Raw genomic sequence first — 14,554 nt, 5'->3', positions numbered from 1 at the left:
AATCAAATATTTACCAATCTTCAACAAAGAGAAAATCACCTTAAATGCTTATATTTTTGTAGCTCGTATAAAATAAAAAAAGCGGCCGGAAACCAGCCGCTTTTACACAAGAATATAAAAGATAATATTTACCTGCTAATTCAGAATTTGGTTTAGCAATTTTCTCCAACCTCGCAGGTTGCGCCATCAGCTACTATTTTCCCGTAAACCGGGGCAATTTGTTGTAGTACATTTACAAAGGTTTCGGTGGGCTGCGCGCCACTAATCAGGTAACGGTCGTTTATAATAAATGCCGGCACCCCGCTTATACCCGATTGTTGGGCTTGTTGCTCTAAAGCCTTTACTTCTGCTTTTCCTTCTTCGCCCGCAAAAAAATCATTCAGTACTTCGGCCGGAATATTATGTTCCAAACCTATTTGGGTTAATACGGCCGGGTCATTCACGTTTTCGCCGTTGGTAAAGTTAGCCCGAAACAAAGCTTTTGCTACTGGTACTTGTACGTCGTATTTACCAGCCAGCCAAATTAACCGATGCCCGTTAAAGGTATTATGTACTGTTGTCGATTTTTCAAAATCAAAAATAATATCTTCTGTTTGGCCAGCTTCTTTTAAATGGCGGCTCGATTCGTCGAGGCGGCTTAAACTTTCAGAGCCGTAGTTCCGGATAAAATAATCTTTTTTGTTTTCTCCTTCCTGCGGTGCAAACGGGTTTAGCTCGTACGGTTTAAACTGCACTTCAAAATTATATTTGTCTTGCGTTTGGTTAATGGCTTTTGCCAGGCGGGCTTCGCCCAAATAGCACCAAGGGCAATTAATATCCGATACAATATCTATTTTAATATTCTGCTTATTCATGTTTATCCTTGCTTTTAAGCTGATTGGTATATAGTTTTTTTAAATAAAATTAAATTATTGCGCTGGTAAGCAGCTAATTATTAACCGGTTTGTTAAACGAAATGCCCGAAATAAACAACTCAAAAGCCGTAGGCTGCAACGTATAAGTATAGTTACGGCCTGCTTTCTCGGCTTTAATTAACCCGGCTTCAGTTAATATTTTAAGGTGGTGGCTAACCGAAGGCTGCGCCAGGGCCAGACACTCCTGAATAGCCGAGCAAGGCCCAGTACCCCCTTGTTGCGCCAATAAAGCCAATATTTTCAGGCGGTTTACATCGCCTAAAGCTTTAGCTGTTTTTTCCAAGTTTTTAAAGTCGGCTGCCATATACATTGATACATGTAAATGTATCGATAAGTTCCGGGAGAACAAATTATTAACCTTATATGGCAGCAGCAGCATATTTTTGCCGATATCCTGATTAGTTTAGGACCAATAAAACTTATTAAAAGCTTTTTAGCTAAACAAGTAACAAATGGATGGTTTAACGGTTAATTAGCAATATGTTTTTACTCTGGTATGGTATTCTGAGCACTTTATATTGGGTAAGCACCAGTATTTACCTTACTGTAAACCGACGAAAAATAAAGTTTTTAGCCGAAGTGCCCCAGACAACAGCAGAAACTTTTCCGGCAGTAGCTATTATTATTCCGGTGCGTAATGAAGAAGCCAACTTAGCAGAAGCATTGGCCAGTGTTTGCCGGCTCAATTACCCCAATTACCATATACTGGTTATCAACGACCGCTCTACTGATCGTACGCCCGAAATATTAGAGGATTTTGCCCGGCGCGAACCTAACATAAAAGTGTTAACAATAGCAGAACTGCCACCTGGCTGGTTAGGCAAAAACCACGCTTTGTACCAGGGTTACGCGGCTACTACCGCAACCTGGATGTTATTTACCGATGCCGATGTAGTTTATGATTCGGATGCGTTAACCAAAGCACTGCATTATACCCAACAGCAGCAACTGGATTATTTAACTATTCTACCCGAAATAAAATCCCGGTCGAGATTACTAGTGGGCGTAATTTCTACATTTAAAATTATGCTGGAATTTAAGTTGCGGCCCTGGGCTGTCCGGAAACCAAAAACCAATGCTTATATGGGCGTAGGCGCTTTTATGCTGGTCAGGCGGGCAGCTTACGAAAATGCCGGTACCCACCAGGCGCTCGCGCTCCGGCCCGATGATGACCTGAAACTAGGCGAATTAATTAAAAAAGCCGGTTTCCGGGCCGATGTTTTGTACGGCGATAAACAAATCTGGCTGGAATGGTACACGAGTATCCGGGAATTTACCCAAGGCCTGATGAAAAACACTTTTGCGGTAGCTAATTACAATGTATTTATTGCCTTAGTTGGCGTAATAGCTACTTTAATAGCCTTTGTGTTGCCGTGGCCTTTGCTGCTACTATTTGGGGGCGCAACCGAACGATGGCTGGCGCTAATCATTTTTATGTTTCAAACCTTACTTTACTTGCCCTGGAAAAGCATGGAAATTAAAGGTTGGCATGTGTTGCTGATGCCGTTGGCGGGACTGCTTATTTCCTATATTATTTTAAAATCGACTTACCTGACCTTAAAACAAGGCGGTATTTACTGGCGCGACAGTTTTTATTCTTTAGCTGAACTGCGCAAAAAATCCTAAACGGGTTAATGCATAATCTGTTCAGCAAAAATTACTTTTCTACAGAGCTGCTGTTTTGAGTTGCGCTTCTTTGGCTGTAAGCTTGTTTAGCAGCGTAGGATTAGTTAGTTCCCGCAAAGCATCAGTGGCTATCCATTGGGCACTTTTTGCCGGTTGTTGTTTTAATTGCTGGGCTAGTTGTACAGCAGCCTGGTTTAAAGTTAGATTTCTTTTACCTACTTGCCGCAACGCCCAATTAATAGCTTTTTTTACAAAGTTTCGTTCATCGTTAGCTTCTTGTTGCATAAGCGGAAAAAATGGCATAAAAGCTTCATTAGTCGCTTTTTTATCGTGTATGGCCAAAGTGGCCATTAAAACAAAACCTGCTCTTTTTTCGAACTCCGGCGTTCTTACAGCCCATTCTTGGGCTTTGCTAAATGCCCAGGGAACCCGGACGAAAATACGGGCGCAGGCCTGATCGCAAATATCCCACGAATCAAAACGCCTGATCCACTGCTCCATTAAGGCTTCGGTAAATTGTGCCGGAACAGCCAGAAATATAGCCAGCAGCCGGGCTTTGTGTAGGTTAATTTCCCAAAGCGCTAATGCCAAAGCCTGATTCTTTTTTAAAGATTTAGCATACGCCTGCAAAACTGGTATTTTAATGCCCAAAGCGTGCTGGTTATTAATACCAAAGCGGACTAATCCGGCTTTCAAATCAGGATTAGCCAGAGCTTGTAACGCTTGCAGTACTTCGTTTACCAGAGGCTTCGTTTGCATAACCTTTAAGCACAAATGAATAATGCCGGAGATAAAGCTAGTACCTTTTAATTATTCAGTTTACGCAGGCATTGCGCCAGGCTGTCGCGCCAGTACGGAATTTCAATCTGTAACTGGTTTTTAATTTTGGCTTTATCCATAACCGAGTAAGGTGGCCGCACAGCTTTGGTAACATATTCGGCGGTTCGTACCGGAATGGCTGTCACCGGCATTTGGCTTAACTCAAAAATACTTTTGGCAAAATCGTACCACGAGGTGAGCCCTTCGTTACTGTAATGATACAGCCCATAATGCTGGCTTTGGCGCTGAATAATGGTTAAGATACAAGCCGCCAAATCCATGGCGTAAGTAGGCGTACCCACCTGATCCCAGATTATTCTTAATTCGGGCCTTTCTTTGCCAAAGCGCAGCATGGTTTTAACAAAATTATTCCCGAACTCCGAATAAAGCCAACTGGTGCGCAGGATAAAATAATTGGTTAAATATTGCGGAATTACGTTTTCGCCGGCCAGCTTGGTTTGGCCGTAAATATTAATCGGTTCGGTGCTATCAGTCTCGGATAAAGGCACATAGCTCGTACCGGCAAATACAAAATCCGTAGATACATGCACCACCGTAGTATTAAATTCCCGGCACAATTGGCTTAGATTTTCAACAGCATCCCGGTTTAACTGGTAGGCTATTTCGGGTTCGTCTTCGGCTTTATCTACGGCCGTGTAAGCGGCGCAATTAATGCAGTAGGCTGGCCGATATTGAGCAAAAGTTTCGTGTAAAACAGCCTTATTCAGTACATTGGCCTGGGCCTTTGGTAAAAAATAAATATTGGTTAAATTTCTTTCCTGCGCTACGGCTTGCAAGCATTGGCCTAATTGGCCCGCTGCGCCAAAAACTATCGTATTTCCCATCTATAAAAAGCAGGTACTTTTTCGTTTATGTAAAATTAGCAAAGGCTAAAATTAGCTTTTAGTAGATAGCTGTAAAAATAAATTTGGTTTTTCTGCGCTATAAATAGTTTACAGGCGCTAGAAAGCAATAAATATTAACCAACAAATACAGCTAATACTTTCTGAATCAGAAATAATACTTCCCATTTGTATGCAGCTTACTAAAGAATTTTCCTACGCTAAGGATTTAGGAAAAATTAAAAGCTTTCCGGCTTTTGGATAACACTAATTTTGCTTTCCGGATCTATTTCCACCAGTAGTTTTTCCTGGTTATCTAATAAATATTCAAATACTATAATTTTTTTAATTTATATAAGCCTTGCATTTATATTATTAATAACAAGTTAACATCATTGTTAAATGCAGCACAAAAAAAGACCCGCTTCTTGCATGGGTCTTTTAACGCTTATTAACTTATATTAATTCTGAGCTGAATAAAAGTCTTATTTCTCGCGGTCTAAACCTGCATTTGATTGGTTGTTCCGGAACTGTTTATCCGAGCTATCGGCGCCGCGCGCATCAGAGGGGTTGGCGTGCGTTTGATTTAATAAATCGGTAGCTTCGTTTTCTTTGCCTTTTTTGGCGCCGCCGGTGCTGGCTTCCCAGCTGGGTTTATTTTCGCCCCGGGTATTAGCTGCGCCACCTGTAACTGATCCTTCGTGCGTGCCGGGTTGCTGGCCGCTTACACCAACCTTTTTGCCGGTATTATCGTGCTCACCCTGACTTTTTCCTTCCTGCATATCTACTCTGTCTGCCATAATTACTTTTTCTATTTAGTGAAACATAATTTTGTTCATCCGAAAAGCCTTCCGGGAATATTATTTTACGGGCAAAATGCCTTATAAGGTTAAAGAACTTATACCTAATTTTATTTACCGAGAAGCCCGAATAAAGAGCAATAGCTGCTAAACGTATTAATTTCCTGCTTTTTCTTAAACCCCAATAGGTACCGGCAAATTTGCGGGCATAACAATTCTGTGTTTGTATTTGGAAGCTATAAAGCCTTTTTCTACTTTGTGCCGCTAACTAAAAGTTAGCTCTAAAATTGAAAAAATTTAATAGTATAAAAATAAGGCATTAGCCTTGCAGGTAAACCAGGCAGAATATTATTACTACCAACTAAAAAACTTTTTATCACCACCTATTAAACTAATATGAAACGACGGAATTTTGTTAAAGCATCGCTGCTTACCGGTGCGGTAGCCGGTTTATTACCAGAAGTAAGCCTGGCCCAAGCCAAGCCTAAAAAAGCAGCTCAGGAATTTTACGAACTGCGCGTGTATACCCTTAAAAACGAAACGCAGCAAAAATTAGTAGAAGATTACTTCCGGGAAGCAGCTATTCCGGCTTTAAATAAATTGGGCAGCAAAAATATTGGCGTTTTTACCGAACATCAACCCCAGGGCCAAACCAAAATTTATGTTATTATTCCGTTTAATTCGCTGGATGATTTTAGTAAAGTAAACGATAAATTATTGCAGGATGCCGCTTACTTAAAAGCCGGCGCCGCTTATTTAAATGCCCCCGCTACCGCCTCAGCCTACGAGCGCATACAAAGTTCTTTCATGAAGGCCTTTGCCTATATGCCTAAAATTGAATTGCCCGCTAAAAAATCGCGCATATTTGAGTTGCGGCGCTACGAGAGCCACAGCGAAGTAGCCGGCAAAAAGAAAATAGAAATGTTTAATGAAGGCGGCGAAATTGCCATTTTTAAAAGAGTAGGATTAACCCCGGTATTTTTTGGCGAAGCCCTAATTGGAGAATTACGCCCGAACCTGACTTATATGCTTACTTTCGACGATATGGAAGAACACGACAAGAACTGGAAAGTATTTGGCAGCGACCCTGAATGGAAAAAAATCAGCAGCATACCCGAATACGCCAACGCCCGGATTGTTTCTAATATTACCCGCACGTTTCTGGTACCAACTGCTTTCTCTCAGATCTAAAAGTAGAGTTTAAAGTTATTCGGAAAGAATTTGGTTAAGAAGCTGTTTATTAATTTATAAATTGGCTGAACCGTGGCCCTTGCTGTGGAGGCACCAGCAAGAAGTTTGGCGGAAGCTTCATAATACGCGTTGACAACACCACCAATGGCCCTAAATTCTATTCAAGACAAAATACTAAATAGCTTCTAAGGCAAATTATTAAGAAAAAATTTTTCTACCGCCGTTTATAGCTTCCCTAACTCAAGCTATAAATGGCGGTTTTATTTTTAGTTATGCGCGCTGTAATTATCCTAACAAAAATTTACTTACCAGGTAGCTTTTCCTATGCTATTTGCAGGCAAGTTGTTTGCTAAACTCAGCCGTTTTCGTTGGCACCAGCAATTACTATTTCGCTCCGTATTTCGTTTTCCAGTTCCAGCTCATCAGATTTGTTTGGCTGCGATTCTGGTAAATAAGGCAAAACCTTTTCTAAAGCAGCCTGCAACGACAGCAACGCTTCTTGTTTAAGGCTGCCCGCTTCTTCCGGGTGCAATAAGGTTTTTACATGATCCAATAAATCTTTTGCGGATTGGGCAGTAAGGCTTACCGGTAAATTTGGTTGTTCGTTCATAAATGGTAAATAAGCTTTGTAAATAATCAATCTTACTTTACTGTTTACGCAAGAATATTTAGCAAGGATGAACAACCGCTGCCAAGGCTTTAATACTAATATTTCAAATACCTAAAATATTACCTAAATATTATTTTATCGCAGCTTTATAGAATTAAATAAAATGAATTAAATAAAAATATAAAGAGTATAAATTACTAATATGTAACTTATACTCTTAAAAAAAAGCAAACAAATATTTAATTTTTAAGCTACTATTACAAATCTTATTTGGATATTACTAATTTTTAAAAATGCAATTAATAAAACAGTGAAGTCTATACATTGTGCCCGACAAACTTTGCTTATACCTAAAAATAATCCTTAATTAACCGAAACCATTTTATAGCGTTGCAGCTCGTCAACGGGGCCAATCTGCACCTTCTGAATAATCCGGCGACCTTTCTTCAGCGACACTTCTACGGGCGCCATGGCTTTGGTAAAGTCTGAGGCAATTACTTTTCCGTAAAAATTTAAAGCTTCCTGCGAAGCACCTTTCTCAAAAGTATGCCGCATCTGGTTTTTATTAACCGGTAAACCAGGAATTAACTGGTAATTTGTACAAATTACTTCATACTTGGGCAGAAACGGCTTGATAACTTTGGTAAATATTTTTTTCATAATCTTCTATGTAAATATATCTTTAAATTAAATTTATCCTGATTTTTAAATTCTTGATAAAGTAATAAACTTATTCTCATACAAGCAAGTATAACAAATTGCATTTTTATTATTTTTTAATAATTATACAAGTTTTACGAAATATTACTATTTTAAAATCGCCTATAAATATTAAAGCTTAAATACTGCATTCGCGCTTAGACTAGAAAAGATTCGGATAGCACCAGGTAAAATTTAAAGAAGCTACTTTCTGAATAAAATGGGGAGAATTGATGTGGGTAACGGTGCCGGTCAATTAACGGCTAATAAACCTGTTTTTAGCCCTTCTTAGACGAATTAAAATAAGATAAATTCATTTTTTTTAAACATTCGAAATAATATCTCCGTTTTGATACCTAAGTATTAACAATTCATAAACTTTTATAAAACTATGGAATCATCAAACTTAAAAGCTAAAGCCGAAAATTTTAATCCGGAGTATAAAGAAGGCCCAGTAGCCGCTACCATCGAAAAATACACCGCAAAACTGCCATCCGATTTATTTTTATGGGCAGCCTTAGGCTCTATGGCTATTTCTGCCACTTTAAAAGTCATGAAAAAAGATGACGAAGCATTATTTGTGGGCCAGTGGCCTGCTCCTTTCTTGCTTTTAGGCTTGTATAACAAGCTGATAAAAATGGAAGGTTTTGAAAAAGACAAATAATAAATTTAAAATGGCTTACATAAAAAAGAGGAAACACTTGTTTCCTCTTTTTTGCTTTTAAAAGCTAAGTAACTATTCGAATTATTTTTACAAGCACTAATATCACAATACGCTTTTTACAACGCCAGCCATTGCTTCAGCGCTTCTTTCTGCCCGTGTAAGCCTTTATACTGCAACGATGCCGTCGACATACTTTCGATGGCTGCCCACAGAGCTGCTTTTTCATACTGCTGCAGGGTATTTACCTCGTAAAAATAAGTGCGGATGGTAAAAATAAAGGCATTTACCGCTGGCAACCCAATTGTACTCTGCCTTTCTACCCGAACATAAATTTGCGGCGTATCTGGTTGTATTTGCCGGCCTTGCCATAATATTGGGTCAAAACCAAGCGGCGGTTCGGGATGGTGATTTAAGCGCTTGTCGGTAGTCAGGCCCCAGGCAAAACGCGTAAAAGGCCCTTTCTGCACGAGCAGTTCCAGCATTTTAAAATAATGCTGATTAATTTTTTCCATGCCCGGTATATTGCCGTGCACCACGTTAAAAGATTTGCCAATTTTATCGTGCGCCGCCCAATGATTAGGCGCACACAAGTGTATGGCCGCCAGCCAATCCTGTTTAGGCGTTAACTGGCAAATAACTACATCTTCCGGCACCTGGCAACATAAAGCATCAAATAAAGATTTATAATCGTTTTCGGTAGTTTGTAGCCAATCGGCATGCCAGATTATTTCTTCTCCGGTTAAGTTATTTTTAAGGCAATACGCCGTTGGTGCTGCCGTTAACGAAAATTCTGTTGGGTATTCTTTTATTAGTTGCGCGACAAGGCATTTATTAGCTGCCACCGCCGTAGCTATTGGCAAATTCTTCTCAACATAATATTTAGCCAGGTTTTCGGTCCGGCATTGCTTTTTGTTTGCCAGGTAATCAGCGTAAGAATTATCTAGTTGAAAAATAAGCCTATCGGCGGCATGTTTTGCATTTTGCGTTATTTGCAAGCCGGGGGCGGTGGAATAGTTACCGTTTAAGAAGGGCAAATATTTTATATGATTAGGTTCGGTTCCCAACTTAGCTGACATTGAAGTAATAAAGAAGTTAACAAAAATAATCTGTTTTAGTGGAAAGGATAATAGCAGTTCTGCTTGCTATAAAATAATATTATTGCTTCCTGCCAGGTAAAATTGCTTTATTTTAATACCTTCCTATATTCTGACACTATATAATATTTTTGGTATTTCAATTAAGGTAAATTTATCTTAATTAGTTAAAACTGTTACTTACCTACTTTAAAAATTAACCTTAGTTGAAATAAAAACTATAAAACAATCTGGTTCACCTTATTTTTTTAAGCCTCTTCTGTTAAAATATTACTTTTATCCTAAATTCATCTTGAAAATACTGCTTCACCAACGTTTAAGTTAATTGCTTAAATAATTTAACAATACAAATATTATTCTTCAAAAATTAGCTATACTACTTAAAAATAAGGTTTTACTTTAATTTTAATTCTATTTTAATGTTTGTTTAATGTTGCTTTAATATAGCTGACATATATTTGTAGTATTAAAATAGTTTAATTTTTAAGACCCGATTAGCCATGTATAAATTAAGTAAATTTAAAGTGATAGCAGCCGTTATGGCATTTTTTAGTGTGAGTTTCTTTGTTTTTGGTCAGCATTTCTCTGACCGCGAACTTAAAAAGAATGTAATACCGGTTCAGGATGCGCTGGTAACGTTACAGAAACTGGAACCTAAAAAATTTGAATACAACACCGATAAGTATGGCAAATTAAAACTGCCATCTGGTAAACAATACGGTTTTATAGCCGAAGATGTACAACAAGTATTGCCAGATTTAATTCGGGCAGAAAGTCGTAGCATAATGGTAGGAAAGAATAATTACCAGCAAGCTACCCTGAAAACTACCGATTTGGAAAGCATGGTGCCGCTGTTGGTTGCAGCCATACAGGAACAACAAAAGCAGATAGATGAACTAAAGCAGCAGGTAGAAGCGCAGCGTAATTAATTTGGTATTCTACCGTTTATTCAAATCTCAGATTACAGTCTAATAAATATTCAGGAGGGCTTTCTATAAACAAGAAAGCCCTTTTTTTATGTGCCAATGAGAACAACTCAAAGTTAGCTAGTAGCTGTAATTCCACTGCTTATTCCGGCCGACCCCGGATAACCTATTTTCTTTATCAGAATAATATTGAGGGGTTAAACTTAACATCTTGGCAATAATATATAGCCCAACGAAGGCAACGCTATTACGATGGCCGCTGCTGGTAGGTAAACGCTTAAACGCGCTGCCAATATTTCTCCGGCTTCTTCCCTGTTTCTGAAAACCACAGCAGTACGGGCAATATTTATTTACTTGATTATACGGCATTTACATATTTTAGAAGCGGGTAAGATTAAGAATTTGAGCGTTCAGGTAAACTCCGGCCCCAACCAGCCGTTTTAAGATTTAACCGCTTGCCTAAAATTAACCTCAACCAGGCCAAAATATGTCCTTACATTTTGAAGATTATGTAACCAAAGCCAATACCTGGCTGAACCGGGTAGCTGAACACATGAATATTCCGGACCGGAATAAAGCTGGCCGTATTTTCAGAGCGGTGCTGCACGCCCTGCGCGATCGTTTGCCTTCCGGCGAAGCCGCTCATTTTGGCGCGCAGCTTCCTATTATCTGGAAAGGCATTTACTACGATGGTTACCGTCCCGACCACGAACCGGTGCGCATTCGCCACGAAGACCAATGGCTGGAATTTATTCGGTCTAAAGACGCACTGGCCGAAATTAAAGATTTGCCCACCTTGGATGATGCCCGTCTGGCTTTTGAAGGCGTTATGCAGGCGTTGCATGATTTACTATCGCCAGGTCAGTACGAAAAATTACAGAATGCCTTACACAAAGATATTAAGCCTGATAAGATCAGCCATTAATTGATGCTAATTTATAAATCAGGGATTTAAGGTTAAGAAATATATTATTGCTATTTCTTTTTAAACCAACCTTTAATTTTCTCGACCCAGGCAGGTTCCTCGGTTTCGTTGTTCAGCAAAAAAGCGTACGGATGTAAGCTGGGTACGTGGTCGCAAATAATTTTAAGAACAGCAAACAACGGTACAAATAATATTACACCGGCCAAGCCCCAGGTTAATTCCCCTATTACAATGGCCACAATGGTAAATATGGGGCTTATATCCAGGCTTTGGCCTTCTACTATGGGTTCTATAATATTATTATCCAGCACCTGGGCCAGCACCAAAATAATAACCACTGGTAAAAACGTGCCCGGCGAACCGGTAACCAAAGCCATCATTAACGGGAAAAAACCGCCTATAATAGACCCAATGTACGGGATGATAGTTGGGATTACGGCAATCAGGCTCAGTAACAGCCCGTTTTTTAAACCAACCACCGTAAACCCGATGCCGTAAAAAACCGCCAGAAACAACATCGAAATTAAACGCCCGATTAAATATTGCGAAGCAACCTGGTTTATTTCCTGTAACTCTTTCCGGACAGTAGGTTCATTTTCTTTGACTACCAACTTCAGAAAAAATTCTTCGTATTTTTCGCGTTTCCACATTAAGAAAAAGAAGTACAGCAGCACCAGCACAAAACCGGTTACAATGCCCATAAATCCACTTAAAGTGGTGCTTACATATTTACCCGGCGAAGACAAAAATTTACCAACCTGGGTTTTCATTATCTGAATCTGTCGTTGGGGCGTTACGCCAAATTGTCCTTCAATCCAGCGTTGTACCCAATCTACCATTTGCTGAAACTTCTGCTGGATTTGGGGTAAGTCTTCGGAAAGGCTAACGGCCTGGGCGGCTATAATGCCAAATATGCCGGCAATAAATAACAGAAATATTAAAATACAAATGAGCGTTGCCAAAATGCGGTTAATCCCCCAACTTTCGAGCTTCCGGCTAATGGGGACCATTAACATGGCCAGCAGAATGGCAAAAAACAAGGGTATCAGAAATACCCGGGCATGGTAAAGCGCATAAAAAACTAATATTCCGAAAAGCACAACCGCATTGGCCCGGTAAATAGAAATACTTCGCATAGATTTAGGACGGTATTGCAGATTAAAATTTCTAGTTTATAAATAAATTTTAAATCTAGCCGCTCCTTTTCTCCCCTACTTACCCGGATCTAAAATTTAAACCCCAATAGCTTATAATTAGAATATATACGGAGAAAAATATTAAATATCTATAGCAAAGAAGAGTTTTCCGAAAGAATTATTCCTGATACAGTTTTATGGAGTTCAAGTATTTTAGCTGACGTACTTAGAGAATCTTTAAATTTTGAAGAACCTACTTATTGCAACCCAATTATATAATTATTTCTTTTTACCCTTTTTCTTACCATAGCCTGGATTAACTTTTTGGCCGGAGTTACCCGGGGCATAATACTTGTTTTTTTTCTGCTGACCGGGCGCAAATGCTTTAGCCGATTGATGGCCGTACACTTTTTTGGCCTGACCTGGCGGCAATTGTTTGCCGGCTGGCTGATACACCCGCGCTACCTGGTTGGTCCGGCATCCGGAAACGGTAAGTACTAAAGCTAGCAAAAGCACAAGAGGAGAAAGAAACGCAATTCGCATGGTTAATAAATTCAGGTGAAACTTATTTTATATTTATCAAAGTAACCTTCAAATATCAATCCAGCTTCTGCTTAAATCTATAACCAATAATTAACTTGTTGAATATTAATATTTTAAATTTATCTCAAAAACAATAAACAGAAAATACTCTTAAGCCTATATTATTGCAGCCAGAAAGTTGAATGCATTGGTAGACTTGTTTACAACGCTGGAATATTAAATTAAGGCAAAGCAGAATTTAAATATTTCAGGATAATTTAAATGAGAAGAGAAATAAATGTATAACAATTAATAAGCACTCAAGAAGTATTATTTACAGAAAGGCCTAATATTTATTGCCGCATTTGGTAAAATAATGCAGCCAATTTTTTGCGTATTGCAGCAACTCGGCGTTACACTAAATACTTATTTTTACCGGATAAAAACTGATTCTATTAATATAAGTCAGCCTTTTTAATTTTGCGCCGTTAGGTTATTGAGATATTGGATAAAACGCTGATGCAATAACTAATATGGTGATAGATATTTTACTTAAAGTAGAATCGATGAACCTGGACACCTTGAATAAACAAGAGCGGGAGTCATTGATTACTATTCTGCGCTACTTGAGCAGAAGGGAGCGTAATCCGCGATTAGTGCATCAAATCCAGAACAATATTGTGCGGTTATTGGCTCATACTCATTAAGTAAATGCAAAAAACTGCAAATTGTGGTTTTCTGTAGTTCTAAATATTATTAAAATAAAAAAGAGCGCTTTGGGTAGCGCTCTTTTTTATTTTAATAATATTTAAAGAATTACTTTTTCAGCGACAAAATATAATTTACCATTTCGCGGGCATCTGCCGAAGAAAGATTTGGGTGCGGGCTCATAGGAATTTGTCCCCAGGAACCGGCGCCGCCTTTAATAATTTTACCTACTAAAAAATCAACATTCTTAGCGTTGTTTTCATACTTATTCGCTACTTCTTCATAAGACGGTCCTACCAGTTTTGCATCGTCTTTGTGGCAAGCTAAACAGTCAGATTTGGCAATCAGGTTTTTGCCTTTTTCGAAGCTTTTGCCCGCCGGTGAGGCTTGCAGTTTATCTTTGGGCTGAACCGCTACCTGTACTTCATCTTTATTGGCCGGAGCACCTTCAATTTTAGCACCACTCGGTTGCGGGGTAGTAACAGCTGGCATATCAGCAGCGGCTGCGTTGCCGGCGTTTGTATCAGCGGCAGCAGAGGTATTATCGGCGGTATTGGTTTGTGCCGTAGCATTATCGGTTGCGGTTCCGGCCGCAGACTGGTTCACTTTTGGCTTATAATTGGGATCGTAATATTCTTCGCCAGGTTTTTTCTCGGAACTTCCACAACCAACCAAAAAAAACAAATTGCAGGAAGCTAACAGGATGCTTATTTTTTTCATAGTTTAATAAATTTTAAAATTTTGTTTTGGGCACTTACCGCTGATTTTAAACGAAGCGCCAATATTAGTTAATCGTTGTAACAAAAAGCAATAATTTTTAAAATAGATACCCACATAAAATCAGCGGTGAAGTCTACTATTAAAATTGCGCTTACTTTTGCCGTTTTTATACGAATAATTAGGCTAATTCGATACCGGTAAAATTTAGGCGCTATTAGTCTAAAACTGGTTGAACGCTTAATATTCGCTACTTCTTTAAAATTAAGGTTACCTTTGCGTACAGGTTTATTTAGCGCCAATAATTATAAACGAATGCTTAACGCGGCACAAGCGGTAGTAAACAAAAATTGGTAAAATA

17 protein-coding genes are annotated in these 14,554 nt (G+C 39.0%); 6 read left to right on the top strand and 11 right to left on the bottom strand.

Features of this window, described 5'->3' with window-relative positions; genetic code table 11:
* Positions 1-152 precede the first annotated feature (152 nt).
* Both F0145_RS16640 and F0145_RS16635 read right to left on the bottom strand, forming a co-directional pair.
* On the bottom strand, positions 153-854 hold the full coding sequence (locus F0145_RS16640; RefSeq protein ID WP_150089965.1) for a DsbA family oxidoreductase: 702 nt from the start codon (positions 852-854) through the stop codon (positions 153-155).
* Positions 855-927: 73 nt separating this feature from the next.
* Positions 928-1,218: an ArsR/SmtB family transcription factor gene (locus tag F0145_RS16635; protein WP_150089963.1), complete on the bottom strand. Its 291-nt coding sequence runs from the start codon at positions 1,216-1,218 to the stop codon at positions 928-930.
* Positions 1,219-1,394: 176 nt separating this feature from the next.
* Between F0145_RS16635 and F0145_RS16630 the strand changes: the two genes are divergently transcribed.
* On the top strand, positions 1,395-2,540 hold the full coding sequence (locus tag F0145_RS16630) for a glycosyltransferase (protein WP_150089961.1): 1,146 nt from the start codon (positions 1,395-1,397) through the stop codon (positions 2,538-2,540).
* 39 nt (positions 2,541-2,579) lie between these two features.
* Here the strand turns inward: F0145_RS16630 and F0145_RS16625 are convergent, their stop codons facing one another.
* The 3 genes from F0145_RS16625 to F0145_RS16615 all read right to left on the bottom strand — a co-directional run bounded on the left by F0145_RS16625 (position 2,580) and on the right by F0145_RS16615 (position 5,001).
* Positions 2,580-3,299: a DNA alkylation repair protein gene (locus tag F0145_RS16625; RefSeq protein WP_150089959.1), complete on the bottom strand. Its 720-nt coding sequence runs from the start codon at positions 3,297-3,299 to the stop codon at positions 2,580-2,582.
* Between the two features lie 47 nt (positions 3,300-3,346).
* Positions 3,347-4,204 carry a dTDP-4-dehydrorhamnose reductase gene (rfbD, locus tag F0145_RS16620; RefSeq protein WP_150089957.1) on the bottom strand — a complete coding sequence of 286 codons (858 nt, stop codon included), beginning with the start codon at positions 4,202-4,204 and terminating at the stop codon, positions 3,347-3,349.
* A gap of 482 nt (positions 4,205-4,686) precedes the next feature.
* Entirely contained in the window at positions 4,687-5,001 is a 315-nt protein-coding gene (locus tag F0145_RS16615; protein ID WP_150089955.1) for a hypothetical protein, read from the bottom strand.
* Between the two features lie 396 nt (positions 5,002-5,397).
* Here F0145_RS16615 and F0145_RS16610 point away from each other — a divergent pair, with 396 nt between their 5' ends.
* The gene (locus tag F0145_RS16610) at positions 5,398-6,192 is read left to right on the top strand and encodes an NIPSNAP family protein (protein WP_150089953.1); all 795 of its coding nucleotides are present in this window, start codon (positions 5,398-5,400) and stop codon (positions 6,190-6,192) included.
* 355 nt (positions 6,193-6,547) lie between these two features.
* Here F0145_RS16610 and F0145_RS16605 read toward each other — a convergent pair whose 3' ends face one another.
* Both F0145_RS16605 and F0145_RS16600 read right to left on the bottom strand, forming a co-directional pair.
* Positions 6,548-6,802 (bottom strand): hypothetical protein, encoded by a 255-nt coding sequence (locus F0145_RS16605; RefSeq protein ID WP_150089951.1) that lies wholly within the window; start codon positions 6,800-6,802, stop codon positions 6,548-6,550.
* Positions 6,803-7,165: 363 nt separating this feature from the next.
* Positions 7,166-7,462, bottom strand: coding sequence for a hypothetical protein (locus F0145_RS16600; protein WP_150089949.1), 297 nt, complete (start codon positions 7,460-7,462; stop codon positions 7,166-7,168).
* Positions 7,463-7,892: 430 nt separating this feature from the next.
* Here F0145_RS16600 and F0145_RS16595 point away from each other — a divergent pair, with 430 nt between their 5' ends.
* Entirely contained in the window at positions 7,893-8,165 is a 273-nt protein-coding gene (locus tag F0145_RS16595; RefSeq protein ID WP_150089947.1) for a hypothetical protein, read from the top strand.
* Between the two features lie 116 nt (positions 8,166-8,281).
* Here the strand turns inward: F0145_RS16595 and F0145_RS16590 are convergent, their stop codons facing one another.
* Positions 8,282-9,241, bottom strand: coding sequence for a heme-dependent oxidative N-demethylase family protein (locus F0145_RS16590; RefSeq protein WP_150089945.1), 960 nt, complete (start codon positions 9,239-9,241; stop codon positions 8,282-8,284).
* Between the two features lie 518 nt (positions 9,242-9,759).
* Between F0145_RS16590 and F0145_RS16585 the strand changes: the two genes are divergently transcribed.
* Positions 9,760-10,188, top strand: a complete 429-nt coding sequence (locus F0145_RS16585) for a tail fiber domain-containing protein (RefSeq protein ID WP_150089943.1) — start codon at positions 9,760-9,762, stop codon at positions 10,186-10,188.
* A 484-nt stretch (positions 10,189-10,672) separates the two neighbouring features.
* Positions 10,673-11,110: a DUF2267 domain-containing protein gene (locus tag F0145_RS16580; protein WP_150089941.1), complete on the top strand. Its 438-nt coding sequence runs from the start codon at positions 10,673-10,675 to the stop codon at positions 11,108-11,110.
* Positions 11,111-11,160: 50 nt separating this feature from the next.
* Here the strand turns inward: F0145_RS16580 and F0145_RS16575 are convergent, their stop codons facing one another.
* A complete protein-coding gene (locus F0145_RS16575) occupies positions 11,161-12,246 on the bottom strand; it encodes an AI-2E family transporter (RefSeq protein ID WP_150089939.1) in 1,086 nt (361 codons plus the stop codon).
* Positions 12,247-12,525: 279 nt separating this feature from the next.
* Complete coding sequence (locus F0145_RS16570) at positions 12,526-12,789, bottom strand: hypothetical protein (RefSeq protein WP_223816120.1); 264 nt, start codon at positions 12,787-12,789, stop codon at positions 12,526-12,528.
* 512 nt (positions 12,790-13,301) lie between these two features.
* Here F0145_RS16570 and F0145_RS26650 point away from each other — a divergent pair.
* Positions 13,302-13,475 (top strand): hypothetical protein, encoded by a 174-nt coding sequence (locus tag F0145_RS26650; protein ID WP_223816119.1) that lies wholly within the window; start codon positions 13,302-13,304, stop codon positions 13,473-13,475.
* Positions 13,476-13,584: 109 nt separating this feature from the next.
* On the opposite strand, the gene F0145_RS16565 is transcribed toward F0145_RS26650, so the two are convergent.
* Positions 13,585-14,196: a c-type cytochrome gene (locus F0145_RS16565; protein ID WP_150089937.1), complete on the bottom strand. Its 612-nt coding sequence runs from the start codon at positions 14,194-14,196 to the stop codon at positions 13,585-13,587.
* Positions 14,197-14,554 lie beyond the last annotated feature (358 nt).

It is taken from the genome of Adhaeribacter rhizoryzae, assembly GCF_008629685.1.
Classification (GTDB): domain Bacteria; phylum Bacteroidota; class Bacteroidia; order Cytophagales; family Hymenobacteraceae; genus Adhaeribacter; species Adhaeribacter rhizoryzae.
The sequence above is the reverse complement of the archived record's forward strand: the minus strand, read 5'-3'. Positions and strand labels throughout refer to the sequence as shown.